The sequence below is a fragment of the Pseudomonas brassicacearum subsp. brassicacearum genome (genome assembly GCF_008801605.1).
Lineage (GTDB): Bacteria > Pseudomonadota > Gammaproteobacteria > Pseudomonadales > Pseudomonadaceae > Aquipseudomonas > Aquipseudomonas brassicacearum.
Map to the genome: position 1 here is coordinate 162,546 of NZ_VZPJ01000009.1, position 25,111 is coordinate 187,656.

General features: G+C 55.6%; 28 protein-coding genes and 4 tRNA genes. 11 read left to right on the top strand and 21 right to left on the bottom strand.

Features of this window, described 5'->3' with window-relative positions; genetic code table 11:
- The first annotated feature begins 18 nt into the window (after positions 1-18).
- Together F7R20_RS20700 and F7R20_RS20710 are read left to right on the top strand one after the other, a co-directional pair.
- Positions 19-903, top strand: coding sequence for a LysR substrate-binding domain-containing protein (locus F7R20_RS20700; RefSeq protein WP_003203788.1), 885 nt, complete (start codon positions 19-21; stop codon positions 901-903).
- Between the two features lie 625 nt (positions 904-1,528).
- Positions 1,529-1,738 (top strand): hypothetical protein, encoded by a 210-nt coding sequence (locus F7R20_RS20710; RefSeq protein ID WP_003203789.1) that lies wholly within the window; start codon positions 1,529-1,531, stop codon positions 1,736-1,738.
- 137 nt (positions 1,739-1,875) lie between these two features.
- Here F7R20_RS20710 and F7R20_RS20715 read toward each other — a convergent pair whose 3' ends face one another.
- The 8 genes from F7R20_RS20715 to F7R20_RS20755 form a co-directional block, all read right to left on the bottom strand.
- Positions 1,876-2,607, bottom strand: coding sequence for a polyphenol oxidase family protein (locus F7R20_RS20715; protein ID WP_003203790.1), 732 nt, complete (start codon positions 2,605-2,607; stop codon positions 1,876-1,878).
- Positions 2,608-2,797: 190 nt separating this feature from the next.
- Positions 2,798-3,235: a GNAT family N-acetyltransferase gene (locus tag F7R20_RS20720; RefSeq protein ID WP_033028208.1), complete on the bottom strand. Its 438-nt coding sequence runs from the start codon at positions 3,233-3,235 to the stop codon at positions 2,798-2,800.
- 63 nt (positions 3,236-3,298) lie between these two features.
- Positions 3,299-3,805, bottom strand: coding sequence for an AAA family ATPase (locus tag F7R20_RS20725; RefSeq protein WP_033028133.1), 507 nt, complete (start codon positions 3,803-3,805; stop codon positions 3,299-3,301).
- A 362-nt stretch (positions 3,806-4,167) separates the two neighbouring features.
- Positions 4,168-4,368 (bottom strand): hypothetical protein, encoded by a 201-nt coding sequence (locus F7R20_RS20730; protein WP_013693816.1) that lies wholly within the window; start codon positions 4,366-4,368, stop codon positions 4,168-4,170.
- Positions 4,369-4,473: 105 nt separating this feature from the next.
- Positions 4,474-4,899 carry a hypothetical protein gene (locus F7R20_RS31975; RefSeq protein ID WP_003203795.1) on the bottom strand — a complete coding sequence of 142 codons (426 nt, stop codon included), beginning with the start codon at positions 4,897-4,899 and terminating at the stop codon, positions 4,474-4,476.
- A gap of 253 nt (positions 4,900-5,152) precedes the next feature.
- Positions 5,153-5,371, bottom strand: coding sequence for a hypothetical protein (locus tag F7R20_RS20740; protein WP_003203797.1), 219 nt, complete (start codon positions 5,369-5,371; stop codon positions 5,153-5,155).
- Positions 5,372-5,432: 61 nt separating this feature from the next.
- Positions 5,433-5,978: a DUF4410 domain-containing protein gene (locus tag F7R20_RS20745; RefSeq protein WP_003203800.1), complete on the bottom strand. Its 546-nt coding sequence runs from the start codon at positions 5,976-5,978 to the stop codon at positions 5,433-5,435.
- A gap of 467 nt (positions 5,979-6,445) precedes the next feature.
- Entirely contained in the window at positions 6,446-7,201 is a 756-nt protein-coding gene (locus tag F7R20_RS20755) for a hypothetical protein (protein ID WP_003203802.1), read from the bottom strand.
- A gap of 101 nt (positions 7,202-7,302) precedes the next feature.
- Between F7R20_RS20755 and F7R20_RS20760 the strand changes: the two genes are divergently transcribed.
- The 5 genes from F7R20_RS20760 (at position 7,303) to tnpC (ending at position 10,440) form a co-directional block, all read left to right on the top strand.
- Complete coding sequence (locus F7R20_RS20760; RefSeq protein ID WP_032833301.1) at positions 7,303-7,503, top strand: hypothetical protein; 201 nt, start codon at positions 7,303-7,305, stop codon at positions 7,501-7,503.
- 25 nt (positions 7,504-7,528) lie between these two features.
- Positions 7,529-7,954: a hypothetical protein gene (locus F7R20_RS20765; protein WP_232002352.1), complete on the top strand. Its 426-nt coding sequence runs from the start codon at positions 7,529-7,531 to the stop codon at positions 7,952-7,954.
- Between the two features lie 118 nt (positions 7,955-8,072).
- Complete coding sequence (locus F7R20_RS32375; protein ID WP_003203804.1) at positions 8,073-8,339, top strand: transposase; 267 nt, start codon at positions 8,073-8,075, stop codon at positions 8,337-8,339.
- Positions 8,340-8,400: 61 nt separating this feature from the next.
- On the top strand, positions 8,401-8,736 hold the full coding sequence (gene tnpB, locus F7R20_RS20775) for an IS66 family insertion sequence element accessory protein TnpB (protein ID WP_003203806.1): 336 nt from the start codon (positions 8,401-8,403) through the stop codon (positions 8,734-8,736).
- An 81-nt stretch (positions 8,737-8,817) separates the two neighbouring features.
- Positions 8,818-10,440, top strand: a complete 1,623-nt coding sequence (tnpC, locus tag F7R20_RS20780) for an IS66 family transposase (RefSeq protein WP_003203808.1) — start codon at positions 8,818-8,820, stop codon at positions 10,438-10,440.
- 222 nt (positions 10,441-10,662) lie between these two features.
- Here tnpC and F7R20_RS20790 read toward each other — a convergent pair whose 3' ends face one another.
- From F7R20_RS20790 to F7R20_RS20800, 3 genes are read right to left on the bottom strand one after another with little or no spacing between them, the layout of a single operon-like run.
- Positions 10,663-11,508, bottom strand: a complete 846-nt coding sequence (locus F7R20_RS20790) for a pirin family protein (protein WP_028236712.1) — start codon at positions 11,506-11,508, stop codon at positions 10,663-10,665.
- A gap of 10 nt (positions 11,509-11,518) precedes the next feature.
- The gene (locus tag F7R20_RS20795; RefSeq protein WP_027912984.1) at positions 11,519-12,112 is read right to left on the bottom strand and encodes an NADPH-dependent F420 reductase; all 594 of its coding nucleotides are present in this window, start codon (positions 12,110-12,112) and stop codon (positions 11,519-11,521) included.
- A 37-nt stretch (positions 12,113-12,149) separates the two neighbouring features.
- Positions 12,150-12,758, bottom strand: coding sequence for an FMN-dependent NADH-azoreductase (locus F7R20_RS20800; protein ID WP_003203815.1), 609 nt, complete (start codon positions 12,756-12,758; stop codon positions 12,150-12,152).
- Positions 12,759-12,874: 116 nt separating this feature from the next.
- Between F7R20_RS20800 and F7R20_RS20805 the strand changes: the two genes are divergently transcribed.
- On the top strand, positions 12,875-13,774 hold the full coding sequence (locus F7R20_RS20805) for a LysR family transcriptional regulator (RefSeq protein WP_003203818.1): 900 nt from the start codon (positions 12,875-12,877) through the stop codon (positions 13,772-13,774).
- Between the two features lie 293 nt (positions 13,775-14,067).
- Here the strand turns inward: F7R20_RS20805 and F7R20_RS20810 are convergent, their stop codons facing one another.
- Both F7R20_RS20810 and F7R20_RS20815 read right to left on the bottom strand, forming a co-directional pair.
- On the bottom strand, positions 14,068-14,340 hold the full coding sequence (locus F7R20_RS20810) for a hypothetical protein (protein WP_003203821.1): 273 nt from the start codon (positions 14,338-14,340) through the stop codon (positions 14,068-14,070).
- A gap of 246 nt (positions 14,341-14,586) precedes the next feature.
- A complete protein-coding gene (locus F7R20_RS20815) occupies positions 14,587-15,102 on the bottom strand; it encodes a hypothetical protein (protein WP_230494370.1) in 516 nt (171 codons plus the stop codon).
- A 973-nt stretch (positions 15,103-16,075) separates the two neighbouring features.
- Between F7R20_RS20815 and F7R20_RS20825 the strand changes: the two genes are divergently transcribed.
- Entirely contained in the window at positions 16,076-16,933 is an 858-nt protein-coding gene (locus F7R20_RS20825) for an AraC family transcriptional regulator (RefSeq protein WP_209311674.1), read from the top strand.
- 360 nt (positions 16,934-17,293) lie between these two features.
- On the top strand, positions 17,294-18,379 hold the full coding sequence (locus tag F7R20_RS20830) for a type I restriction endonuclease (RefSeq protein ID WP_003203829.1): 1,086 nt from the start codon (positions 17,294-17,296) through the stop codon (positions 18,377-18,379).
- 201 nt (positions 18,380-18,580) lie between these two features.
- Here F7R20_RS20830 and F7R20_RS20835 read toward each other — a convergent pair whose 3' ends face one another.
- The gene (locus F7R20_RS20835) at positions 18,581-19,225 is read right to left on the bottom strand and encodes a hypothetical protein (protein WP_003203831.1); all 645 of its coding nucleotides are present in this window, start codon (positions 19,223-19,225) and stop codon (positions 18,581-18,583) included.
- A gap of 83 nt (positions 19,226-19,308) precedes the next feature.
- A tRNA-Val gene (locus F7R20_RS20840) sits at positions 19,309-19,385 on the bottom strand.
- Positions 19,386-19,568: 183 nt separating this feature from the next.
- Here F7R20_RS20840 and F7R20_RS20845 point away from each other — a divergent pair.
- Positions 19,569-20,852, top strand: coding sequence for an NAD(P)/FAD-dependent oxidoreductase (locus tag F7R20_RS20845; RefSeq protein WP_003203834.1), 1,284 nt, complete (start codon positions 19,569-19,571; stop codon positions 20,850-20,852).
- A 232-nt stretch (positions 20,853-21,084) separates the two neighbouring features.
- Here F7R20_RS20845 and F7R20_RS20850 read toward each other — a convergent pair.
- The 6 genes from F7R20_RS20850 to purF form a co-directional block, all read right to left on the bottom strand.
- Positions 21,085-21,161 (bottom strand) — tRNA-Asp (locus tag F7R20_RS20850).
- Between the two features lie 90 nt (positions 21,162-21,251).
- Positions 21,252-21,328 (bottom strand) — tRNA-Asp (locus F7R20_RS20855).
- A 58-nt stretch (positions 21,329-21,386) separates the two neighbouring features.
- Positions 21,387-21,462, bottom strand: a tRNA-Val gene (locus F7R20_RS20860).
- 103 nt (positions 21,463-21,565) lie between these two features.
- Positions 21,566-22,339, bottom strand: a complete 774-nt coding sequence (locus tag F7R20_RS20865) for an SDR family oxidoreductase (protein WP_003203835.1) — start codon at positions 22,337-22,339, stop codon at positions 21,566-21,568.
- Positions 22,336-23,547: an O-succinylhomoserine sulfhydrylase gene (locus tag F7R20_RS20870; protein WP_003203837.1), complete on the bottom strand. Its 1,212-nt coding sequence runs from the start codon at positions 23,545-23,547 to the stop codon at positions 22,336-22,338. Before F7R20_RS20870 ends, F7R20_RS20865 begins: the two co-directional genes overlap by 4 nt.
- 58 nt (positions 23,548-23,605) lie before the next feature.
- A complete protein-coding gene (gene purF, locus F7R20_RS20875) occupies positions 23,606-25,111 on the bottom strand; it encodes an amidophosphoribosyltransferase (RefSeq protein ID WP_003203840.1) in 1,506 nt (501 codons plus the stop codon).

The window sequence follows — 25,111 nt, forward strand, 5'->3', positions numbered from 1 at the left end:
TGAGTAACCTACCCACCCATGTTCGCCAAACTGCCCCTCACCGCCTTGCGCGGCTTCGAGTCCGCTGCACGGCTGGGCAGCTTCAAGGCAGCGGCCCAGGAACTGAACGTCAGCCCGGCGGCGATCTCCCATCAGGTCAAAAGCCTTGAAGCCTTCCTTGGCGTGCGGCTGTTCGAACGCTCCAGCCAAAGCGTACGCCTGAGCGCCGATGGCGAGCGCCTTCAGCCGTTCATGCACCGCGCCCTGCTTGATATCCAACATGGCCTGCAGGTGCTGTCACCGCCTTGTGCTGCACAGTCGCTGGTAGTGAGCACGACGCCGGCATTCGCCAGCCTGTGGCTGATACCGCGGCTCGGGGATTTTCATCGGTTGTACCCGGAGATCGACGTCAGGCTGCATACCAGCAACGACGTGGTCGACCTGCAGCGTGACGCCAGCATCGACCTGGCGATCCGCGCCCTCTTCACGCCTGACCCACAGCTGTTCGAACAGCCTTTGCTGGACGAGTACTTTGGCGTCTATTGCCGCCCCGGCTGGCAACCGCCCGCAGCGGGCTCGCCCGTCGAACTGATCGACGTGCCGTGGCTGAGCAGTGCAAAGGTGGCAGTCGACTGGCCTGCGTGGTGCACCAAGGCCGGCACCCTGGGCTGGCTGGAGAACGCGCGTTTCCGGCATTATGACGAGGAGCAGCATGCCCTGCAGGCGGCGATCGCCGGGCACGGGCTGGTACTTGCCAGCAATGTGCTGGTTACTGAGGCTGTTGCGCGTGGGGAGCTGGTTGAATATCGCCCTGAAGTTCGCTTGACGGGTGCGCGGTATACGGTGGTGTGTGTGCCGGGACGGGAGCGGCAGACGGCGGTGCGGGGGTTTAGTGAGTGGTTGTTGGGGGTGATTAATGAGTAAAGCCTATTCGCAACTACAAACTTTCATTCTGCCTTCAGCGCCATGAAAGCATCGTTCCCGCAGAAGCTGGAAGTCCAAAAGCTGCGAGATGGAACTGCTTAAAAGTCCATCCATTATCGGTCCACCGAATAATCGTGATCTGCTCTCGCCCTGTAAAACTGAGCTATTCAATCTCCATATTGCTCCGGTACTCATCAAGCGGAATACCCGACCTGGAGCCGACAATGACCCCGGTCAAACCGCAGTCGGGACAGCACGCATGCCTGTCCTGATACCACTTAAGGATCTCGGAAGGCTTCAACCATAGACCGCATCCCGTACAAAGACAGCGTTCACTTGCCGCTATTTCTTCACGGTTGTTCCAACTATGGTTATCTGCCCACTCTGCTAGTATCTGAAGGCGCTTTTTTCTGTTTTCATCCATACCTGAGGCCTGTTCGGTACCATAATCCACCCAGCAGATCCTGAAAGCAGCACGTCGACCATCGTGGTCTGTCTCTGTCCCCCCGGACTCGTCTACCGACGAAACGAGCGACTGAAATTGCTGTTTCATAAGTGGGCATCCATTTAACTACGCAAGGCGTGCTTGCGGTACGCTTACCGAGGATCGCGAGGTGGAGCTACGATGCTGGACATATTAGTGGACTTCGTTCTCGAACCTGTGGCGCGGGCAATTTTTTATCCAATCGGTTGGCCGATAGTCAAGCTCATCAGTTGGGGCCGCTACCCGAGTAAAGGTATGTGGTTCAAGGATACGCCCGAGTCGAACTGGACGATGGGATTAGGAATTGCTGCTGTGGTGATTGCGATAATGGTGGCGCTGCACCAGTTCTAGACCCCGTATCCGTACAATGTTGGGTTTGAATGGAGACGAGGCTATTTGAAAGCCGTTTCCGCCGTTCTCTGCACAAAGTAAGTTCCCTGTCCGCGTTATCTACCTCAAGCATTCTGCCTCATGCTGATATTCCACCCTCAGCGAATCTGCTCCCCTTGACGTCTTATCCAAGAATACTGGAAGGTTTTAGGTTCGGCTCGATGGCTCCTCCGCCGGTAGCTGCCCAGATCAGCGCCGCAGCAATAAGTACAATGTCCAAGCACCTGGACCTGTTCACGACTTACACCACTCCCCGCCAGGTGATACAACGCATATTTTCGTAGATCGAACCAGGCTTCATTATGTGTGGCCTCGGGCTCGACCCATGGCGTATTCGCGGGTGGCACTCTGTGGGCCGTCCACGGAGGAGAATCGTTTTGCCAAAGATGGCTATCGGCATGTTCAATACGCTCGACAAACGTCCTGTTCACCTCATAACAACAGGGGCCGATGGAGGGGCCTATTGCTATTCGCAATCCAGCGAGAGGAGCACCTTCCTTCTCTAACCGGCTTAACGAATGGCCGAGGATGCCAGCTTTCAACCCCTGCCACCCGGCGTGGATTGCCGCTACAAGTGGTTGATCTACCGACGCCACCAACACCGGTAAGCAATCGGCAGTGATGACCGCTACTGCATCCCGAACTCCTCTTGAGAACAGTGCATCGGCGACAGGGCGTTCACCCCGCCCTACCACGTCAGCATCGATGATGACCGTACCATGAGCCTGAGTGCAGTAACGTGTTCCTTCCGGCAGCGTTAAATTTCCAGAAGTTTCGAAACCATGATCTATGCCGGGGATATCGAGCAGCAACGAGGCGTGGTAGGTCATAAAGCAGATCCTATTGATGGGAATCCGTGATACCGACGCAACTTCGGCATGGAGGGCGGATCAAGCCCGTAGATACCCGCGCCGCGCAGATGCCACGGAGTTATGGGCTTAAGTCCAGCGCCAGGGAGCGCAAGGTGACTTCGCAGGACGTTCTTTGGTCAGGGTGACGTGCTAGCCGAATTTAAACCTACTATGCCCCGGAAGAATCATACCGTTTGACAAACCGGCGCTCGTCGACCGCGTAACCGTGCTGTTGATAAAAAGTGTGAGCCTGTATTCGATGATCACTGCTAGTCACCTCAGCTCGGACGCAAAGCTGCTCTGTAAAAAACGCGTCAGCAGCGGAAACAAGCATTGCCCCTACTCCTTGTCCTCGGAAATTTTCATCAATGACAAGGGAAGTTATGCGTCCGAGCCTACCCGGCTGATGAAACAGCTCAAGTACGTGCAAGCTTATGACACCGACAATATTTTTACCGTCTTGTGCCAGCAGCACGGTATCGCGAGCGCTAAGCTCTAAAGCCTCAAGCTTATCTCGGATTAGCTTTTGCGAGACTTGGTAGCCTAACTGGCCTAGGAGTTTGGATACCGATTCTGCATCGGCTAGTAAGGCTTTTCGCACTTTCATGTTGTTCTCAACTGGGTATTGCATAGGCTCGCCCATCATTTATATCCGAGCGGCGCAGGGATGCTACTCACTGGACAAAAATCGGTCGATGATCATCGAGACCGCTTGCACCGGAGAGGCCAGGGCTGTGTCTATGCAAAACGGAGCTTCCTCCCACGGCTCATATTCATGATCCAGTACCGACTGCCAAGTGGGTGGAGTCAGCCCGGGAACATCAACCATCCTTGTTTCGACCCGGCGCTGATGTTCATCTTTATCGGAACAAACCACTTGGATATTTGCCAATCGAATACCAGCCTGTGAGGCGATTTCGCTCCATGCGATTCGGCTTTCGAGGACAGGATTGACACAATCAACGATGACTGTGCGGCCCAAACGAAGATTACTCAGCGCAAGCTCATTGGCGACCATGTAACCACTGCGCCCTACGTCATGCGCAAGAGCACCCGAATTTCGAATCGCCTGTTCAATCGTATCGATCCGCAGGTACAAGGCGCCTGTTGTAGCGGCAAGATCATTGGCGATAGTCGTTTTTCCGGTGCCCGGAAGGCCGCTGAAGACGATGAGCATTCCATGTCCTTCGATTAGTGAGCTAATCCAGTGTAGGCAGCAGCCGCTTATGCGGTAGCGATTGCCCGATCTCACTCGCTCGCCGCATCGACAGCTGGATCAATATTTCGTTAATGAAACCAGGGACAGACACGATTTTAAAACTCGTACCGAACGCAATCTTTCACATCCCTTTCACAGCCGAGCGCCTATGGTCATCTCAGCTCCTAGTGAAACCCTTTTAGCCCGGCCTCCCCAGTCGGGCTTTTCTTTGCGCGCCAAAGGTACGCCGACGCCGTGAAACCAGGGACAAGACCACGATTTTGGCCCCCTTGTAATCGGCCCGTTTCATATCGTGGGTGTGACCCATTTCCCTTCATGCTTCAATGAAGAACCCTGCGACTCTCCCCAATCCTGATCCTGTCGAGCGCCCTGTTTAAAGCATCCAAGGCATCGAGCAGGGCTTTCGCCTCAGCCTCCCGACCATCGCCCCAGAGGCGTTCCGCCATTTTGTTCAGTGCCTGGATGGAGCGCTCAATGTCAGCAGCCGTCGCTGCTTTGCTTTCCTGAAGTTTCTTTGGCATTGATCAACCCTCCCTGGGGGCGTTGCTTCATCAGCTTCGACGCAGATACATCACGGCAGAACGCTATGCAGGTGCTCCCTACCCATCCCCCGCCGATGCCCCCAATCAGCGCTTCGCGGACTCACACTGGACGCGCAGGTCATGATTGTCGATATTCCCGCAACTACTGCTGCCGGTGGTGGCATTGCAGTAGGCGCGCTGGTCATGGTCATCAATGTTGCCGCAGGAACTGCTACCCGTCTCCGCGTTGCATCGCGCACGCAAGTCATGATTATCGATGTTGCCGCAACTGCTGCCGCCCTGCTTGGCATTGCAATAGGCACGCTGGTCATGATCATCAATGTTGCCGCAGGAACTGCCTCCCAGCTCTGCGTTACACGCCGCACGCAAATCGTGATTATCAATGTTCCCGCAACTGCTGCCGCTTTCCCTGGCATTGCAATAAGCGCGCTGGTCATGATCATCGATGTTGCCACAACCGGCAAAGGCGTAACCGCTGAACATCAATACCATCGCAAGAATCACTTTCATTTCATACGTTCCTGGGCCTGCCAGGAAACAGCCTGGCACTGGTTGATCCTGTTTTATTGAGCGTCGCGACACGCTATCAAATTGACATCATTTTAAGGAAAAGTTCCGGAGCCGGATTGAGTGAAGCTGGAGGGATGCAGCCGGGCGTGAGGTGGGAAACAGGGGGACAGACCACGATTTTTAGTTCATCTGTAATCAGCCCGTCTCATAATCGTGGCCTGCCCCGCGTCCCCTCAATCCTTTAACTCTCACCTCATCTACTCGCACCATAGAAGTGATTCAGCACTATTAGCTCAAACACAGCCACCAATGCGCAGAACGCGATGAAGCCGGGGCTGAAGACCCGCTTGGGCTTGGATGGGCCGTCGCCCAGCCAGGTCGCGTCGGAGTAAAAGGAAAACACTACGAGAAATACCAACAACGCATAGGTCCACGCCTTACTCCAGAACCCCTGTGTTTTCCATTGAGTCATCCGCGCTCTTCCGCAACCCGCTTTATTCGTCGACTCAGGACGCCGGTTAACCAGGATCGCATTACTTGGCTTTTGCGCTCTTGATGTCACTGATGATTTTCTGAGAAATAGCCTGGACCTGCTCTTTGGTCATAGCCGACATGACACCTTCCCAAGCCGACGAGGACGTGTCATAGGTGCGAGTTCCAATCAGGTGACCCGATTTCAAGTCCGAGTAGTCGGCACTGGAATTGACCCACGCATTTCCCACCATGACCCCGGCTCCGTAGCGCGCGCCTGGAGTCAGGTAACGGAAATTGGTTACGTTGATCTTGATACCGACACCGTCCTTGCCCTCGAGGCTTGATGCCTGAGCCTCTTTAAGGCTGTAGCCGGCGCGAGTTGCTTCGACTTGCAGGGCGTCATTCCACTCTTGCTTCAAGCGAGGCCAGTCCTCGTTTTGTTGAACCTTGCTGTTGCCTTGAAAGTTTACGATCAGGTTCTGCTTGGCTGACTCCTGAATGACGAGCGTTTCAGTCCCGCCGCTTTTTACAGAGGCAGCGCATCCGCTCAACATCAAAACAGCTACCGCGCAGGACAGCGCAATCGAAAGCTTGGATGTGTTCATTGAATTTCCATATCCACAAAATCGGTTGAGAGAGGAGTTAAATATCCCGCCGAGCCAGATGGGCCCACATGCTGGACGCGCAGAATTTAGCACCATTACTTCGCTGCTACGAGCCAAGGGCGGGCCAGGTGCGTGCATTAATCTAGCGGCCTCAGAATCGTGGTTTGTCACTTCTTAGCGGCGCGAAACCAGCCCTTACGCAGGCGCCTATGGGCAGGTAACAGCCTTTCGAGCCTGCTTCTTGGTCCACAGCAGACGACCATTGATTCGTCCCTCAGACCATGACTCGGTAACCAGAGCGCAATTGCCGCTCAGGTTCTCAACAAACGACCTTGGATAACCTTCAGGCTCATCTCCACCCAGACGCATCCAATTTGGATCTGGCGAGGTCACTGATTGATAAGGCATGCAGGCTGCCAGTGTGACCAGCGAGAGAGTCAAAACTACCTTTTTCATTTAAGTCCCAATTAATTGACGAGTGTCTGGGCAAAACGCGGAGTGTAGATTGACTGGATGTTTTCCCAGCGCGAGCTACGACGGGGACTTGCTGCAAGTGCCGCTATGGAACCCACCTCGATCGACGAAAACCAGAAAGCTGGGGACAGGCCGCGATTTGAGTTCAAGTCTAATCGGACCGCTTCATAATCCTGGTCTGCCCGCATTTTTCTTGCATCCGCAGCCCACAAGACCATTGTCGCGATTGATGATGAGGAGATGGAGACAGACTCCGATTTGAACTCATGATCACTTTCCAACCCACTGTAACGCCACCCTAATGCTCGCCCCCTTCGGGCTCGGCTCGTGAAGAAGGCACGGAAACGACGGCAAGGGTTTAAATTGGACCAGGCCATATCCAAGCGTGCCTGCACCATCTCATTCTTCGCCTGAACGATCTGCCCTGCCAAACTTAGCGCCCTCCTTTTGAACTCCCTGTGAAGCGCCTGCTCCTCGGTCTCGTTTCCCAGTGGCTTAACCTTCATCTCGGAAAATGTGAAAAGCGTTTTGTCGCTGAGCACACAAAACGTGCCGCGACATTTTTGTATTTCACCCAGAAAGACAAAATCGACCGAAATGAACGCACGTTCGTCCATGTCTATGTAGTACAGCGGCTCACCCAGAAGGTTTCGAACTTTTCCGTCCTGGTGAATCCGGCCAAAGGGCGCCCCATCGCTGCCCCGGCCTTTGAAGACCAGGTAGCGGCCGTTCGTGTAGTTGTACGGCATTAACGGTCCTCATTCCGAATAGACATCGGAACACATGGTTTGGCCATTCGCTGTCCCCATCCATGACCCTTTCACGCAACGCTATCAGGTCAGGATTACCGATGCTCAATTTCTCCTGGCGACTGCTCGCCGAACTGCTGGCGCGCCCGGCAATTGCCACCCGGGTCATCGAGCGTGCCCAGCGCCCGCCCCATGAGGGGACTACGCGGGCGCTGGGGACAGACCACGATCCTTTTCAACCACACGAATCATCGGCATTTTTCCAGCTTGAGATGGGGGGGATGGCATGGTCAAATAACTGATAGCCTTTTGACATGGATATTTCAGTTGAAGCAGTACCGCGGACCCATCCTCTTTTTTTCAGCAATGATCTCACTCTTTGTGCTGCTTCAACTCTGGCATGCACGGTCTGCTTCGGAAGACAAAAAGGAAGAGCGAGAACGCCAGCTTAAAGGGATCGCGCTCATCATGAATGCCCAGTCCCCGAAGATGATCGTTGACGCTCGCCTTGATTCGGTAACCTATAACGACGAAATCATGCGTATTTCCTACACGCTTACAAAAACCTCGAAAGATGAAGTCGATTCCGACGTATTTACGAAGGACAAAAAGGCCCTTGCGGCCTCTGTATCCTGCGATGAAAAAGGCCTAGGACCGTTCGTGAAGTCGGGGCTCTTGATCAAATACACAATCAATGACTCAAGCAGTGCTCCGATCGCTGACTTTCAAATAAGCAAGTCCGATTGCCTTTGAAGGTCAGCCCTGAATAGTAACCGGCCGGCTAACACGCCTTACTGACCCCACCGCCAAAGGCGATGGTGTCCACCTCATCTAAGTGGACACCAGTTCTAGCCTTTCAAGAGGGTCTTTCATGCAGCCACAACGCCGTTCCTATTCCAAGTCGTTCAAGGCTCAAGTCATTCAGGAGTGCGCCCAGCCCGGAGCCTCGATTGCCAGCATCGCGCTGAACCACAGCCTCAACGCGAACCTCGTCCACAAGTGGATTCGGCTGCAACCGCAGAAAAGCACGGCGCTACAACCCGCTTTGTCTCACTGCCCATGCCACTCGCCAGCGCGGAGTCGCAAGCGGCATCATCGAACATCAGCGTTGAGATCCAGCATCCGCGCGGCACCGTAAAAATTAGTAGGCCAGCGGACAGCGCGGCTGTCTGTGCGACCTTTCTTCGAGACCTATTGCGATGATCCGCATCAACGCCATCTGGCTCGCCACCGACCCTATGGACATGCGCGCCGGGACTGACACCGCGCTGGCGCGGGTGGTGGCCGTGTTCGGTGCGGCGCAGCCGCACTGTGCTTATTTGTTTGCTAACCGCCGCGCCAATCGCCTGAAAGTGTTGGTGCACGATGGCCTAGGTATCTGGCTGGCGGCTCGCCGATTGCATCAAGGCAAGTTCTTCTGGCCAGGTTCTCGTCATGGCCTTCAGCTAGAGTTGAGCGATGAACAGCTTCGGGCTTTGGTGCTGGGTTTGCCTTGGCAAAGAGTCGGGCAAAACAGCGCGATTACCATGATGTAACACCTGCTCTGGTCAGCGTCGTCAGGCAATTGTCCGATGAGCCTATCGTCGGTAATGTTCTGTTCTGGCAAAATCGGCCGCATGACTTCGCTACCCAATCTCGACCAACTAAGCCCTGAAAAACTGCGCACTATCGCGGTGCAGTTGATGCAGCGCGTCGAGAGTCTCGATCAAAAAGTCGAGTGCATGGACAAGCAGATCCACCACTACAAAACGGTCAACGACAAGCTGACCCATGAGATCGCACAGCTCAAGCGTTTCAAGTTTGCCAAGCGCAGCGAGCAACTAAACCTGTATCAAGCCAGTCTGCTCGATGAGCATATCGACGTCGACATCGTGGTCATCGAAGCTGCGCTTGAGGCGCTGCAACTCGCTCCAACCCCTGCCGTGGCCCGGCAGAAACCAAAACGCACCGCCTTGCCGTCCGAGTTTCCGCGCACGAAGATCCATCACGAACCCGATAACACGCAGTGCAGCTGTGGCTGCGCTCTCAAGCGTATCGGTGAGGACGTCAGTGAGAAACTCGACTACACGCCCGGCGTGTTCACTGTCGAACAGCACATCCGTGGCAAGTGGGTTTGTGATCAATGCGAAACGCTGATCCAGGCACCGGTTCCGGCGCAAATCATCGACAAAGGCATCCCCACGGCAGGTCTGCTGGCTCAAGTGATGATCGCCAAATACGGTGATCATTTGCCGCTGTACCGTCAGGAAAAGATCTTTGGTAGGGCCGGCCTCGCCATCCCGCGCTCGACCTTGGCGCAGTGGGTCGGTCTCTGCGGTGTGCAACTGCAACCGCTGGTTGATGCGCTGCGCGAAGTGGTACTTGCCCACAACGTGGTGCACGCCGATGAAACGCCGGTACAGGTGCTCATGCCTAGCGAGAAGAAAACCCATCGAGCATACGTCTGGGCCTACGCGACCACCGCGTCTGCCGATGTCCGCGCGATGGTGTACGACTTCAGTCCAAGCCGCTCGGGCGACCACTCTCGTGCCTTCCTGCAAGACTGGAAAGGCAAACTGGTGTGCGACGATTTTGGTGGCTACAAGGCCAGTTTTGCACTGGGCGTCACCGAAATTGGCTGCATGGCCCATGCCCGGCGCAAGTTCTTCGACCTGCATGCCACCAACAAAAGCACGCTCGCCGAGCAAGCCCTGGGCTATATCCAGTTGCTGTACGAAATCGAAAGTGAAATCCGCGACCTGGAGCCAGATGCACGGCGACGAATACGACAAGAAAAAGCTGTCCCCGTGATTGACATGCTGCACGCCTGGATGATCGCCCAGCGTGAGCTTGTGCACGATGGCGTGGCCATCGCCAGGGCTCTGGATTACAGTCTGAAACGCTGGACGGCGTTGTCACGTTATCTGGATGACGGTGCGGTGCCTATTGATAACAACCATATAGAGCAGCAAATCCGGCCATGGGCTCTTGGGCGCAAGAACTGGCTCTTTGCGGGGTCGTTACGCAGCGGTCAACGCGCGGCTGCGCTGATGAGCCTGATCCAATCGGCCAAGCTTAACGGGCATGATCCGTATGCTTATCTCAAAGATGTACTAACGCGGCTGCCGACGCAGCGCGCCAGTGGGATCGCCGAGCTGTTGCCGCATAACTGGTTGCCGTTACGCAACCTGTACCTACCGCCTGCAACACAGCACCTTGGCCGCCCAGACAAAGATCAAGTCACGGGAACGAAAGCGTAAGGACGGAGATGGTATCGAGGACGATGAGCCGTTTTGATCCGCACCATAAGTGCCCTGCTGCATGCCTGCATGCGGTCGGGCCCGATGCGTCTTCAACCGGAACACTGCTGCTAAGCTTATCCATAATTGCTGGGGCAAAAGTCAGCAATCCGTCCTGGGTCAATTTTCCATCGGCAGGGTGGGTCAGTTTTCAATCAGCGCCAACACACAGTGCTTTGTTACTCAAAACCGCCCAGTCTGAAAGTCGACAAACGCCTCTTGAATCTCTTCCTCTGTATTCATCACGAACGGGCCTCCAAGAGCGATAGGTTCGCGCAATGGACTGCCTGAGAAGAACAGCAACCGGGCATCCGTATTCTCGGCGCTGAGCGTGACCTCTGACTGCCCACTTTTCTCAGAGCGGGTCAGCCATGCCAGTTGGCTGGCCGGGACGAGCCTCCCAGCCTCCCCAATTTTCGGTATGCCTGCCAAGACGTACATGAAAGCGTTGTCTGTGGCTGGGAGCATCTGCCGAAATGACGCTCCGCGCTCAATTCGCACATCCAGCATTATGATTGGAACATGATTGAGAGTGGACGAGCTTACGCTCCCGGACTGACCCGAGAAGACTCGAACCTCGACCCCCGGCTCTCGCCTGACGGGCATCGTGCTGCCAGCTAGATCCTGATAACGCGGCTCGGACATCTTCAGTGCCGCTGGCAAGTTCACCCATAGTTGCAACGTATGGGCAATCGTTCCTGGAAGCGCATTTTCTTCGTGGTAAACCCCTCGACCCGCTGTCATCCATTGAGCGCCGTCTACTTTGATCATGCCCCCATTCCCAGCGCTGTCACGATGCTCGACAACCCCATCAATCACAAAGGTCACTGTCTCCATGCCTCGGTGTGGATGACGAGGAAATGCTCCACGGGGCATCCAGTCCTCGGCCATCACTACGAAGGGATCGGAAAAGGTTGGATCACCATCTATCAGTCGGCGAGCCCGATGCCCGGCCATACGTCCAGCTGAGGTGTCAGGGTTAGCAACACGAGCTACCTCACGAACGAACATCGGCTCGTCAGTCTTCATGCTCATCGCCTTATTTGAGTGGATGCTCGATCAAGTTGTGAAGCACCAGTGGGCCAGGAATGTGAAGAAGGCGACCACCTTCATCGATTCGCCCGACAAGGATTGGCGAGAACCCGAGTTGCTCTGCTAAGGCTTTGACGGTCGAGGCAGCTTTTTCGTCGTTGCTGGAGACGAATACGACACGCCGTCCGCCATCCTGAGAGGGATCTCGGGCCAGTACGCCAGCCGGAAGTTGGTTGAAAGCTTTGACGACCGACGCGCCTGGCAGCGCTTGGGCAACAATGTCAGAAGAGAGCCGTCCCGCAAGTGTTTCCGGTGGTACACCATAGGCGTTGGTCTGATCGATGATGATCTTGCCAGCCCAGTCGGATCGACTACGAGCGAGAGCCTCCACTGCGATAAATGGAAGTGCCAGGAATAGAACGTCGGCAGAGAGCACCTCTTCCAAAGAGGTGGCTGTGACCATTTCTCCCAACTCTGCTGTGAGGGGGAGAATCGTTTCTGGCCCTCTAGTGTTCGCAATAGATACTGGAATCGCGACCCGGGCAAATTGGCGAGCAATGGCGGTTCCGACGTTACCGGAACCAATAATGGCGTATTTCATTTTCGAACTCCTGAAGAAAAAATGAAAATTGATTTGATCAAGCGCCAATCGTGGCGATTTCTTGAAGAGCCCTATTTATCGCCTCATCCTTGGCCTCTGGACTTACAGCCAAGCCTTCCGCGCGCACGACTCGTGTATCCGTGACGCCCAGAAATCCCAATAGCCCGATCAAGTAGCTCTCTTGATGTTCTAAAGCTGCCGCAGGACTACCTGGCGAATACACACCACCACGTGATGAAGCGACGTAAGCCTGCTTTCCTTTCAAGAGGCCTTCTGGGCCAGTGGCGGTGTATTGGAACGATTTGCCTGATATCGCGACCCGGTCAATCCAGGACTTGAGCGTGCTCGGGATCGTCAGGTTGTACATAGGCGCGCCTATTACCACGATCTGCGAATCGAGGAGTTCTTGCAGATAGCTATTTCCCTTGAAAAGGTCGTTCACCAACATTGGGTCTTTGGCCACAGTGCCTTGCCAGGCTGATAGATGCTCCAAGGAAAGATGTAGTGCAGGGTCTTGGCCGAGATCTCGGTAAATCACCTTGCTGTCCGGGTGGAGCGCAGCGAGGCGCGCGACGATCTGCGAAGACAGGGTACGGCTGACAGACGCGTCGCCTAGGATGCTGGCGTCAAGATGGAGGATTTGCATTTCAGTCACCAAGCTTACGGTTTAATGGGCATGTGAAAGATGAGCTGTTCTTGAGGATCTGAAAAGACGGTATATTGAGATGCTATGTATCGCTAATTCGGATGGATGGGGGCGGGATGCTCGACGGTGTATCGCTTGATCAGCTAAGAACATTTGTCGCTGCCGTAGACGAAGGCAGTTTTTCTGCGGCCGCGAGGAAACTCAACAGGGTGCAATCGGCAGTGAGCGGCTGGGTGAGCGGCTTGGAGGATCAGATTGGGGTAACGCTTTTTGATCGTTCAGGTCGTTTCCCCAAATTGACACCCCAAGGTGCTCTGCTGCTGACAGATGCGCGCAGCATCATTTCGGCCGTCGACACTCTGAAGGCGCGAGCCAAGCTCATGACGTCAGGGCTGGAACCTGAATTATCCGTAGTAGTTGACGTGTTCTTTCCGACGTCTGCCATTACTGCCGTAGTCAAAGAGTTTGCCGAGCGATTCCCGCATACCCGCCTAAAGATTTTCGTCGAAGGCCTCGGTGCGGGCTATCAACCGATACTCGATGGTCGGTGCAGCCTTGGTATCCTGGCATCACTGCCAGTTTCATTCCCCACCCTGTCAATCGAGAGAATTGGCGAATTCTCTTTAGTGGTGGTGGCATCAGTTGATCATCCGCTATCCAGGCTGAGTGGGAAGATTCCTCGGCGGGAATTGGCCAAGCACGTTCAACTGGTGCTGACTGATCGATCAGAACTGCTGGCGGGGAAGGACTTTGGCGTGCTGTCGCCTTCGACCTGGCGTCTGGCTGATCTATCGACGAAGTACGCGTTCCTCAAGGATGGTGTTGGATGGGGCAGCATGCCTTGGCACATGGTCGAACAGGACTTAGTTGCTGGCGCTCTGGCTACGCTCGATGTGGAAGGTTCGCCGAAGGAGGGAGTTAAAATAGATATCTGCGCAGTTCACGCGACAGACTCACTGCCGGGGCCAGCTGGACAATGGCTGATTGATCGACTCAGTTGCTCCCCAATCTATTGACCACGATGCTCGAAATTTCTGGGCCGTGGTCGCGGAGATCTTCGTGTTGACTGAAGACTGCCGATGGAACAGGGGGTAGTGTTGCGGGGGGAGTTTGTATCAGGAGAGGCGCCGGTCAGTTTCACAAGGTGTGTTTGGTGTTCGCTTACCCTGAATAAGCTCGCCTCTCGCGCGTAGGGGACTGGGGACAGACCACGGTTTAGAGTTCACTTGTAATCGGACCGTCTCATAATCGTAGTCCGTCCCCAGTTCTCCTTTTGCGAAACGGGCGGCTTATAAGTCGCCCGTCTTCATTATTCCGCCGCCTGCGCCCGCAATCGTCTTCCAATCACATCCATGACATCACAACCATCACGTAACGATGTGGTCAGCAATTTACAAAAATCCGTCAGCACCACCGTGTCTGAGCTGATGTCCGAGCGAAACGCGATATTTTCCAAGACTTGGGTCACCGTGCGGATGCGGTAATCGGCGGTTTCGAAAAGGACGTCCAGAGGCGCTTCGGTGTCGATGAGCAGGGTCGCGGGGATGCAGTCGATGCCGGTGATGGGCATGTATCGGGTCATGAGCAGTACCTTCATTCAATTGATTTAGGAGCAGGAGCTTCTGCGCTTCATTCAATCGAGTCGCCAAACCCGAATCGCCATCTGTGCGACACAAAGACAATAAGTTGCATACCCAAATGCTGCAATGCGCTCGTTTCCGAGGTTTGTGTAGGAATTTGCGTCAATGCCTCTCGCGGCGCTCGTTTGAGCCCTTATAGCAGCGCTGCCGCGAGTTCTAAAGATATCTTCTGGCGTGACGCTTCGTGTTTAGCTCTTGAAAAGCTCATTGCACCGGGTACACCACCCTTCAGCTGCGCTCCGGCTCATTGGAAAACGGAGGAGAGGATGACTTGTATCGGCAACCGTCAAAACCAGTGAGAATCCTATGAATCTACGCCGAATCTCGTCGGCTGGAACGCTCATGCCTGCCCCATCGACTATTTGAATAACGCCGCCCGACACCATGCTGTCAATCTGTTGCCACTCGCATTGCCAGCCTGTTACCCACGTGAAGTCTCGAATTTGATAGTCGCCGGTGGTGCTTTGGCATTGAGCGAGTTTCTTGTTGGAGAGGTCAAAGACAAAAAATAGGGGACTTGGATAGCCGAGCAGCTGCGTAGCGTCAAGGCTCAGACCTTCTTTTAGGTTGATGGATGCTACAAGTGCTTTTGCTCGTCTCTTGCGCCGTATCAAGTGCCATATGGCGAGGCAAAAAATAGAAACAGAAGCCAGGAAGAGCTGACGTCCTTCGACTGAAAGCTTATCGGGCCAAAACTCTATCATGCCCCACAAGAGTCCTATCGTCGTAAGCCCCGATAACCAAGCGGCGGGGATCACTATACTGTTAGCGAGGCTAGCTCCGAGCGTCCTCAAACAGCTTGTCATACTGCATCCAATATCATTTATAGAAGAACTCGTAGGTTATCACTCACAGAGCGCTGACTTATAGGACTTGGCCCGCAATGCGCGGGTACGTGCCTTGAACTGGGCTTCGTTTGTTTTTTTACGCTAGGAACCTCACCGCTGGCCGGCTAACCTATTCAGTCTTCCAGAGCCATCATCGACGTATGCAAATACGCCCATAAACGCGGCTGGCTAGAGGGCAAGCTGTTGCTGTTGGTTGAGTACTTTCCGCCGACATGGCGAGCGATTAACAAGCGCCTGTTTTCATACTCGACGTAATTACGGGGAACCGGGGAAACACCACGACTCTGAGTTCACCTGTAATCGGCCCGTCTCACAATCGTGGCCTGTCCCTGTTATTTCCCCGTCTTATCAAGCTGAACACGGCAGTTCACATAGGCGTCAGAGCCGGGTGTGGCCCCGTAGGACCGACACTGAGCGTCGTCCTTGGCAGCTTGCAGTTCTTTCGCAACTGCAAGATTCTTCAGGCTTTCCTGCCGGACGGTATAACCCTTGGTGCCGGGCAGGCAGTCGTCCCACGCAATGAGTCCTGTTGCACAGTCCAAGGGGTGATTGGCACACCCAGTTAGTGCGAACAGTGAGGCCACTATGACCAATGCCTTCATGATTATCGTCTCTGTGTGATCTGCCTAAGGTATCTGGCAACATTGCAGAAAGCCATCACGCACACCGGCATCGTTGCAGAGCGCGGGGGCCGAGATTCATCGCCTTGGAAGAGATCGCACGTACCAACCCAAAACGTGCTTGAGCAAACGCGGCTAGGCGCGTTCACGTCGCTATAGTCGACTCTATTGCCGACCGTACTTCCAGGAGCCTTTTCCCAGTGTCTGACATGTCGCCCAACTTCGCTTACACAAAACGCTTCAACGCCGTCCTCGCCTACATTAATGAGAATCTCGAAGGTGATCTGTCGGTGAATACGTTGAGCCATGTGGCGAACTTTTCGGCATTTCACTTTCATCGACAATTCACCGCGTTCGTAGGCGTGCCTGTTTCACGTTATGTGCAACTGATGCGATTACGACGCGCGGCGCACCGCCTAGCCGCCGCTGATCACTCGGTACTGGAGGCCGCACTCGGTGCCGGCTTCGAAAGTCCGGAGGCATTTTGCAGGGCGTTCAGGCGGGCGTTCGGTATGACGCCGAGTGCGTTCAGGAAGGAGCCGAACTGGCAGGTCTGGAATGCGGTGTTCGCAATCCCTCATTTTTCCAGGACTATCATCATGCAAATACGAATCGTGCAATTCCCTGAAGTCAGGGTCGCAGCATTTGAACACTGCGGGCCCGCCGGGCTCGTCAATGAGAGCGTGCGCAAGTTCATCGAGTGGCGTAAGCAGAGCGGACAGTCGCCGGTGGCGTCGAGTCGCAGCTTTGGCATTCCCTATGGCAACCCCGATACGACACCTGCGCAGGAATTCCGCTTCGCAATCTGCGGCGAAATTCACGAGGCCGTGGCGCCGAATGAGTTCGGCGTGCGCGAAATCGTCATTCCCGGCGGTCGCTGTGTCGTGGTGCGACATGAGGGGTCACCGGATCACATCGGCGAAACGATCTATCCGATTTACCGCGATTGGCTTCCTGCCAGTGGAGAGGAACTTCGTGACCAGCCGCTGTTCTTCCATTACCTGAGCATCTATCCCGAGACACCGCAGGATCGCTGGCAAACTGATGTGTATGTTCCGCTGCAATAGCGGAGCAAGCAGCTTTCGACCCTGAACTGACATCGGATGGAAAAGGGGAAAAGGGGACGAATTTATTTTCTAGCCGGCAGCTAGTTGACCCAAGCGAATCCATTCGATGGAAGCCCCCTCAGGGCAGCAAAAAAAATCCCCTTTTCCCGAAGTCTCCTACGTGAGGACTGAATGGTCGGACGAAGCATGGCATCGGAGCGGTGAGCGTTGCCTTGGCTTTTATCCTTGCCTTAGCTGTCTTTATCACCTCAACTGCTTGAACATCCAGCATGGACAAAAATCCAGTATCGAGTAAACCTAACAAGTAGTAGCGTTAAGCCTCTATTGACCCATTCGGGAAAATGGCTACGGAGCTAGAAAATGGAATTTATAGAACGCTTGAACGCAATGTCGGCGAAGGTGAATCAGTTAGCATCAACAATCCAAACTGAGGAAGCAACTAAGACCGCTTTTGTAATGCCATTCATTCACACAGTGCTTGGCTATGACGTTTTCGACCCATCCGAAGTCGTGCCCGAATACATATGTGACATTGGTACAAAAAAAGGCGAAAAAATTGATTACGCCATCCTAAAAAATGGCCAGATTCAGATTCTTATTGAAACTAAAAAAATTGGTGAGTCGTTGAACATAAATCACGCGAGCCAGTTGTTCAGATACTTCCACGTCACTACCGCAAGAATATCAATCTTAACCAACGGCAGATTCTACAGATTCTTCACCGATTTAGACGCTCCCAATAAAATGGATGAAAAACCATTTCTGGAGATCGATCTTTTAAATATCGACGAACACGTGATACCAGAACTGCAAAAGCTCACAAAATCGGCATTTGACGTTGAATCAATCATTAACGCAGCAGGTGAATTAAAGTACGTAGGACAGATAAAAAGGGAAATGGCCTCCCAGCTCACCCAGCCTGACGATGATTTTGTGCGCTTCTTTGCTTCTCGGATCTATGAAGGTGTGATCACTCAAAAAGTAAGAGAGCAGTTCGCGCTTCTTACCAAAAAAGCCGCATCTCAGTTCCTAAACGATCAAATTAACGATCGCTTGAAGTCCGCGATCAGCGGCGTTCCGCTACCGACCCCTGCTGAACGGGTTGTATCCGAGAGCCAGCCCGACACAAATGATACGCCAGAGGATAGAGTCCTTACTACGATGGAAGAATTAGAGGGTTTCCATATCATAAAGGCGATAGTGCGCACAGTAATCGACTCGAAACGAATCGCACACCGAGACACCCAGAGCTACTTTGGAATTTTATTGGACGATAACAATCGAAAGCCAATCGCAAGACTCCACTTCAATAGAACCCAAAAATATCTAGGCGTATTTGACAAAGACAAAAATGAAACTCGTCACCCTATAAACTCACTCGATGAAATCTATGAGTTTTCGGACTCCTTAAAGGAGACGATCACCTTTTATCATGGGCAGGCTTGAAATACCGAATTCCAGTCCTTTGCCTAAAAACCCAAGGGCTGGGATATACGAGCCTCATCGAGGATTGTTTTAGGACCAAAATAATAACCGTGGTCTGTCCCCGTTCTCCCATTATCCGCCGCAACACAAAAGCCCCGATCAAAATCGGGGCTTTCTCGTTTCTGCCAGACGCAAAACCCGCTCGACGGCGGGCTGTGCTTATCAGTTCTTGCAGACCACCTGCGGAGCCGCAGCATGCGTCAGCTTTTGGGGAATCACAATCGAAGTGCCAGGCAAAGTGGTAAGTTCGAGAACCGCCAACATGCAAATCAGCGCTGGCTCGCCATCTTTGCTTGGTCTGCCATCCACCCCTACCACCGCTTCGTAGTCTTTCCCTGGTTCCAGCTTGTAAACGAGCGCCTGGCCACCACAGGTCAGGTAAGAGCTGCCGTTGCCCGCAATGGTCGCGCCCCGGGTTGCAATTTGGAATGGCAGATCCGTCCTGACGCGATACTCGGTCACGACCTCTTTGTAAGCCCCTTCCCCCATCCGAATTGCAGGGATGTACTGGATAAGACTGGGCCAAACTCTTTTCGGTATGCCGATGCTCGCCGACTTCAGGGGATACTGCGGATAGTTGATGCTCGCCGTACCGTCCTGCCCGAAACGTCCGGCTTCAGCCATCTTATGCCGGGTAGCAGGAGCACAACTGCCAACGACGCTATCTCCGTACACATCAGAGTTCGTGATAACGCGAACACGCGCCACTCCCTCTGATTGAGCAGGCTCTTCGTATGGAACTGAAGGTATTCCAGAGCAACCAGCGAGTGCTAAAGCAAGAAAAGTTACGGAAGTGACAACCCGCATGACCATGTCCTTATGTGCGCCAACAAAAAAGGGCCCACCTTTCGGTGAGCCCTTCTAGACCGCCCAGCAGAGCGGATTTTGTTTGGTAGGCGCGATTGGACTCGAACCAACGACCCCCACCATGTCAAGGTGGTGCTCTAACCAACTGAGCTACGTGCCTGCTGTGAGGCGGCATTCTACGGAATTCCGGAGGGGTGTCAACACCTTTTTTTCACCTAACCCTATGAATATGCAAAATATTTAATTTCGCCAAGGCAACGAAGATTTTGCGGTGGCTGGCGGCCGATTTTTATCTCGGGTAGGATCGCTGCATTCGTAAAAAATATAAAACAGAGGTTGCAGAATGGCGAACACATCCTATCCAGCGTCCTATTACGCCGCGTCGGCCAACCCGGTTCCTCCGCGCCCTGCCCTGCAGGATGACGTCGAGGCGGATGTTTGCGTGATCGGCGCTGGTTACACCGGCCTGTCCTCTGCACTGTTTTTGCTGGAGAACGGTTTCAAGGTCACCGTGCTTGAGGCCGCGAAGGTCGGTTTTGGGGCTTCGGGTCGCAATGGCGGGCAGATCGTTAACAGTTATAGCCGCGACATTGATGTGATCGAACGCAGCGTTGGCCCTCAACAGGCGCAGTTGCTAGGCAACATGGCGTTCGAGGGTGGACGGATCATTCGCGAGCGAGTGGCGAAGTATCAGATTCAGTGTGATTTGAAGGACGGCGGTGTATTCGCCGCCCTTACCGCTAAACAGATGGGCCACCTGGAGTCGCAGAAGCGTTTATGGGAGCGATTCGGGCATACCCAGCTGGAGCTGCTGGATCAGCGGCGTATTCGCGAGGTGGTGGCTTGCGATGAGTATGTGGGCGGCATGCTCGATATGAGCGGCGGGCATATTCATCCGCTCAACCTGGCCTTGGGCGAAGCGGCGGCTGTGGAGTCGCTGGGCGGGGTGATTTATGAGCAATCGCCAGCAGTGCGCATCGAGCGGGGTCCCAGCCCGGTTGTGCATACGCCACAGGGCAAGGTCAGGGCCAAGTTCATTATCGTGGCGGGCAATGCTTACCTGGGCAATCTGGTGCCAGAGCTGGCGGCCAAATCCATGCCTTGTGGTACGCAGGTGATTGCCACCGCGCCGTTGGGCGATGAACTGGCTCATAGCCTGCTGCCTCAGGATTATTGCGTCGAAGACTGCAACTATCTGCTCGATTACTACCGACTGACGGGCGACAAACGTCTGATCTTCGGGGGCGGCGTGGTGTATGGCGCTAGGGATCCGGCGAACATTGAGGCGATCATTCGGCCGAAGATGCTCAAGGCCTTCCCGCAGCTCAAGGATGTGAAGATCGATTACGCCTGGACCGGAAATTTCCTGCTGACGTTGTCGCGTCTTCCGCAGGTCGGGCGGCTGGGGGATAACATTTATTATTCCCAGGGCTGCAGTGGCCATGGCGTGACGTATACGCATCTGGCGGGTAAGGTCCTGGCTGAGGCGCTGCGAGGTCAGGCTGAGCGTTTTGATGCGTTTGCGGACCTGCCCCACTACCCCTTCCCCGGCGGTCAGTTGTTGCGTACGCCATTTGCGGCGATGGGGGCTTGGTATTACGGGTTGCGGGATAAATTGGGGTTCTGAGAACGACAACACATCACCAAAGGGCTGCTTCACGCAGCCCAGCGGGGCGGTGCGACGTTTCGCTAAATCCCCTCGCCACAAGCAAGCTCCCTCGCCACGGGCTTGTTCCAATCTTTCAAATCGCAAAAACAAAAAACCCCGGTCTTTCGACCAGGGTCTTTGCTATCGACTAGAAGTAGCTTTGCAGCTTGCTTCTTAGCTTCAAGGCGTTCAGTGGGCCTCGAAGCAGATATGGCGCAGCGGACGGGACTCGAACCCGCGACCCCCGGCGTGACAGGCCGGTATTCTAACCGACTGAACTACCGCTGCGTATCGCTATGGACTTGCGTCCAGTTAACTCGTCTGATCCAAACCCTTGGGCTTGAATCTCGAACCAGGCGAAGCCTGCTTCGGAAAATATGGCGCAGCGGACGGGACTCGAACCCGCGACCCCCGGCGTGACAGGCCGGTATTCTAACCGACTGAACTACCGCTGCGCGTCGGTGGAGGCTTTTGACAGCTTCCGTCTTGCTTTCGCAAAACTCTCGTAAAACATGGTGGGTGATGACGGGATCGAACCGCCGACATTCTGCTTGTAAGGCAGACGCTCTCCCAGCTGAGCTAATCACCCTTTGCTTCGTTGAGGCCGCGAAATTTACGCAGGTACCGAAGCTAAGTCAATAGCAGGGTTGAAGTTTTTTCAAAACAGTTTCAAACGGCACCCGCAACCGCACTTACGTATAAATCATTTTCTTGGTCATGCCGCCGTCCACCACGAACTCCTGCCCCGTGACAAAACCGGCATTGCGCGACAACAGCCACGCCACCATCGCCGCCACATCCTCTACCGTGCCTACCCTGCCCGCTGGATGCTGGGCGTGATCGGCGTCGGTCAGCGGCTGTGCACGACGCTGGGAGGGATCGCGCGCGTCGATCCAGCCAGGACTGACGGCGTTGACCCGGATCTCCGGCCCGAGGCTGATGGCCAGGGCATGAGTCAGGGCCAGCAAGCCGCCCTTGCTCGCCGCATAGGCTTCGGTGTCGGGTTCCGATTGCGCAGCGCGGGTCGAGGCCAGGTTGACGATGGCGCCGTTGTGAGCGCGCAGATACGGCGCGCAGTGCTTGGCCAACAGCATCGGCCCACCCAGGTTCACCGCCAGGACCCGATTCCAATAAGCCAGGTCCAGGCTTTCCAGGGTGATGTTGTGCGGGTCGGCGATGGCCGCGTTGCACACCAGCGCGTCGAGCCGCCCGAATTGCCCGAGCACCTCGGCGATACCGGTGGCGACCTGTGCCTCGTCCGCCACGTCCATGGCGATAAACCAGGCATTGTCGCCCAGGGTCTTCGCCACCTTGGAACCGCGCTCGCGGTCCAGGTCGGTCAGCACCACCTGCCAGCCTTCACAGATCAACCAGGCAGCGATACCCAGGCCGATGCCCCGTGCGGCGCCCGTAACCAGTGCAACCCGGCCATGAGTGCCGCTCGGCGGCGTAGCCAGCTCGATCACAAGGCCGCCAACCCGCGGGCCAGGTCGACTTGCAGGTCAGCCACGTCTTCCAGGCCGACCGCAACGCGGATCAGGCTGTCACGAATACCCGCCGATTCACGCTCCTGGGGCGACAGGCGACCGTGGGACGTGGTGCTCGGGTGGGTGATGGTGGTCTTGGTGTCACCCAGGTTGGCGGTGATGGAAATCAACCGGGTCGCGTCGATGAAGCGCCAGGCGCCCTCCTTGCCCCCCTTGACCTCAAAGCTCACCACCGCGCCGAAACCACGTTGCTGACGCAAGGCCAGGTCATGTTGTGGATGGCTCTTGAGGCCGGCGTAATGCACTTTCTCGATGCCATCCTGCTGCTCCAGCCACTCAGCCAAGGCCTGGGCATTGGCGCAATGGGCTTTCATGCGCAGGCCGAGGGTTTCCAGGCCCTTGAGGAAAATCCAGGCGTTGAACGGGCTGAGGGTGGGGCCTGCGGTGCGCAAAAAGCCCACCACTTCCTTCATCTGCTCGCTACGACCGGCCACCACGCCACCCATGCAACGGCCCTGGCCGTCGATGAACTTGGTTGCCGAATGCACCACCACGTCCGCGCCCAACTTCAGCGGTTGTTGCAGCGCCGGGGTGCAGAAGCAGTTATCGACCACCAGCATGGCGCCCTTGGCGTGGGCGATTTCCGCCAGCGCGGCGATGTCCACCAGCTCGGCCAGGGGGTTGGAAGGCGACTCGACGAACAGCAGCTTGGTATTGGCCTTGATTGCCGCATCCCAAGCGGACAGGTCCGCCAGGGGCACGTAATCGACTTCCACGCCAAAGCGCTTGAAGTACTTTTCGAACAGGCTGATGGTCGAGCCGAAGACGCTGCGCGACACCAGCACGTGGTCGCCAGCGCTGCACAGGCTCATCACCACGGCCATGATCGCGGCCATGCCGGTGGCAGTGGCCACGGCTTGCTCGGCGCCTTCCAGGGCGGCGATGCGCTCCTCGAAAGCCCGCACGGTCGGGTTGGTGTAGCGCGAGTAGACGTTGCCCGGCACTTCGCCAGCAAACCGTGCGGCTGCATCGGCAGCGGTGCGGAACACGTAGCTGGAGGTGAAAAACATCGGATCGCCATGTTCGGCTTCCGGTGTACGGTGCTGACCCGCGCGAACCGCCAGGGTATCGAACGCTACGCCCTCAAGGTCGCTGTCCAGCCGACCGGCATCCCAATCCTGACTCATGCTGTCACTCCTGAAATCGGTTTAAACGCAAACCGGCCCCTCAGGGCCGGTTGGTTAATCAATTGTTGTACAGATCGATGATCGCGCTGACCGCCTGAGTCTTGGCCTTGGACGCATCGTTACGTGCGTTCTCGATCTTGTTCAGGTAGGCCTCGTCGATGTCGCCGGTGACGTACTTGCCGTCGAATACCGCGCAATCGAAGTGCTCGATCTTGATCTTGCCGCCACCGACCGCTTCGATCAGGTCCGGCAGGTCCTGGTAGATCAACCAGTCGGCACCGATCAGGTCGGCCACGTCCTGGGTGGTACGGTTATGAGCGATCAGCTCATGGGCACTCGGCATGTCGATGCCGTAGACGTTAGGGTAGCGCACAGCCGGGGCCGCAGAGCAGAAATACACGTTCTTGGCACCGGCTTCACGGGCCATCTGGATGATCTGCTTGCACGTGGTGCCACGCACGATGGAGTCGTCCACCAGCATCACGTTCTTGCCGCGGAATTCCAGTTCGATGGCGTTGAGCTTCTGGCGTACGGACTTTTTCCGTGCAGCCTGGCCCGGCATGATGAAGGTCCGGCCGATGTAGCGGTTCTTCACGAAACCTTCGCGGAACTTGACGCCCAGGTGGTTCGCCAGCTCCAGGGCCGCGGTGCGGCTGGTGTCCGGGATCGGGATGACCACGTCGATGTCATGGTCCGGACGCTCGCGCAGGATCTTGTCGGCCAGTTTTTCACCCATGCGCAGGCGGGCCTTGTAGACCGAGACGCCATCGATGATCGAGTCCGGACGCGCCAGGTAGACGTGTTCGAAGATGCACGGGGTCAAGGACGGGTTGGTCGCGCACTGACGGGTGTGCAGCTTGCCGTCTTCAGTGATGTAGACCGCTTCGCCCGGGGCCAGGTCGCGAATCAGGGTGAAGCCCAGCACGTCCAGGGACACGCTTTCGGAGGCGATCATGTATTCGACGCCTTCGTCGGTGTGACGCTGGCCGAACACGATCGGGCGGATACCGTGGGGATCGCGGAAACCGACGATGCCGTAGCCGGTGATCATCGCCACCACCGCATAGCCGCCGACGCAACGGTTGTGCACGTCGGTCACGGCGGCGAACACGTCTTCTTCGGTAGGCTGCAGCTTGCCGCGCTGGGCCAGCTCGTGAGCGAACACGTTGAGCATCACTTCCGAGTCGGAATTGGTGTTGACGTGGCGCAAGTCAGATTCGTAGATCTCCTTGGCCAGTTGTTCGACGTTGGTCAGGTTGCCGTTGTGCGCCAGGGTGATGCCGTACGGCGAGTTGACGTAGAACGGCTGGGCTTCAGCCGACGTCGAGCTGCCCGCGGTCGGGTAGCGCACGTGGCCGATACCCATGTGACCGACCAGGCGCTGCATGTGGCGCTGGTGGAACACATCACGCACCAGGCCGTTGTCCTTGCGCAGGAATAACCGGCCGTCATGGCTGGTCACGATACCGGCAGCGTCCTGGCCGCGGTGCTGGAGCACGGTTAGCGCGTCATACAGCGCCTGATTGACGTTCGACTTACCGACGATACCGACGATGCCACACAT

Excerpts from the sequence above, each read along its gene's own strand:
- F7R20_RS20700 (WP_003203788.1), top strand. The coding sequence starts at position 19 with ATGTTCGCCAAACTGCCCCTCACCGCCTTGCGCGGCTTCGAGTCCGCT.
- F7R20_RS20710 (WP_003203789.1), top strand. The coding sequence starts at position 1,529 with ATGCTGGACATATTAGTGGACTTCGTTCTCGAACCTGTGGCGCGGGCA.
- F7R20_RS20715 (WP_003203790.1), bottom strand. The coding sequence starts at position 2,607 with ATGACCTACCACGCCTCGTTGCTGCTCGATATCCCCGGCATAGATCAT.
- F7R20_RS20720 (WP_033028208.1), bottom strand. The coding sequence starts at position 3,235 with ATGAAAGTGCGAAAAGCCTTACTAGCCGATGCAGAATCGGTATCCAAA.
- F7R20_RS20725 (WP_033028133.1), bottom strand. The coding sequence starts at position 3,805 with ATGCTCATCGTCTTCAGCGGCCTTCCGGGCACCGGAAAAACGACTATC.
- F7R20_RS20730 (WP_013693816.1), bottom strand. The coding sequence starts at position 4,368 with ATGCCAAAGAAACTTCAGGAAAGCAAAGCAGCGACGGCTGCTGACATT.
- F7R20_RS31975 (WP_003203795.1), bottom strand. The coding sequence starts at position 4,899 with ATGAAAGTGATTCTTGCGATGGTATTGATGTTCAGCGGTTACGCCTTT.
- F7R20_RS20740 (WP_003203797.1), bottom strand. The coding sequence starts at position 5,371 with ATGACTCAATGGAAAACACAGGGGTTCTGGAGTAAGGCGTGGACCTAT.
- F7R20_RS20745 (WP_003203800.1), bottom strand. The coding sequence starts at position 5,978 with ATGAACACATCCAAGCTTTCGATTGCGCTGTCCTGCGCGGTAGCTGTT.
- F7R20_RS20755 (WP_003203802.1), bottom strand. The coding sequence starts at position 7,201 with ATGCCGTACAACTACACGAACGGCCGCTACCTGGTCTTCAAAGGCCGG.
- F7R20_RS20760 (WP_032833301.1), top strand. The coding sequence starts at position 7,303 with ATGCTCAATTTCTCCTGGCGACTGCTCGCCGAACTGCTGGCGCGCCCG.
- F7R20_RS32375 (WP_003203804.1), top strand. The coding sequence starts at position 8,073 with ATGCAGCCACAACGCCGTTCCTATTCCAAGTCGTTCAAGGCTCAAGTC.
- tnpB (WP_003203806.1), top strand. The coding sequence starts at position 8,401 with ATGATCCGCATCAACGCCATCTGGCTCGCCACCGACCCTATGGACATG.
- tnpC (WP_003203808.1), top strand. The coding sequence starts at position 8,818 with ATGACTTCGCTACCCAATCTCGACCAACTAAGCCCTGAAAAACTGCGC.
- F7R20_RS20790 (WP_028236712.1), bottom strand. The coding sequence starts at position 11,508 with ATGAAGACTGACGAGCCGATGTTCGTTCGTGAGGTAGCTCGTGTTGCT.
- F7R20_RS20795 (WP_027912984.1), bottom strand. The coding sequence starts at position 12,112 with ATGAAATACGCCATTATTGGTTCCGGTAACGTCGGAACCGCCATTGCT.
- F7R20_RS20800 (WP_003203815.1), bottom strand. The coding sequence starts at position 12,758 with ATGCAAATCCTCCATCTTGACGCCAGCATCCTAGGCGACGCGTCTGTC.
- F7R20_RS20805 (WP_003203818.1), top strand. The coding sequence starts at position 12,875 with ATGCTCGACGGTGTATCGCTTGATCAGCTAAGAACATTTGTCGCTGCC.
- F7R20_RS20810 (WP_003203821.1), bottom strand. The coding sequence starts at position 14,340 with ATGACCCGATACATGCCCATCACCGGCATCGACTGCATCCCCGCGACC.
- F7R20_RS20815 (WP_230494370.1), bottom strand. The coding sequence starts at position 15,102 with ATGATAGAGTTTTGGCCCGATAAGCTTTCAGTCGAAGGACGTCAGCTC.
- F7R20_RS20825 (WP_209311674.1), top strand. The coding sequence starts at position 16,076 with ATGTCGCCCAACTTCGCTTACACAAAACGCTTCAACGCCGTCCTCGCC.
- F7R20_RS20830 (WP_003203829.1), top strand. The coding sequence starts at position 17,294 with ATGGAATTTATAGAACGCTTGAACGCAATGTCGGCGAAGGTGAATCAG.
- F7R20_RS20835 (WP_003203831.1), bottom strand. The coding sequence starts at position 19,225 with ATGCGGGTTGTCACTTCCGTAACTTTTCTTGCTTTAGCACTCGCTGGT.
- F7R20_RS20845 (WP_003203834.1), top strand. The coding sequence starts at position 19,569 with ATGGCGAACACATCCTATCCAGCGTCCTATTACGCCGCGTCGGCCAAC.
- F7R20_RS20870 (WP_003203837.1), bottom strand. The coding sequence starts at position 23,547 with ATGAGTCAGGATTGGGATGCCGGTCGGCTGGACAGCGACCTTGAGGGC.
- purF (WP_003203840.1), bottom strand. The coding sequence starts at position 25,111 with ATGTGTGGCATCGTCGGTATCGTCGGTAAGTCGAACGTCAATCAGGCG.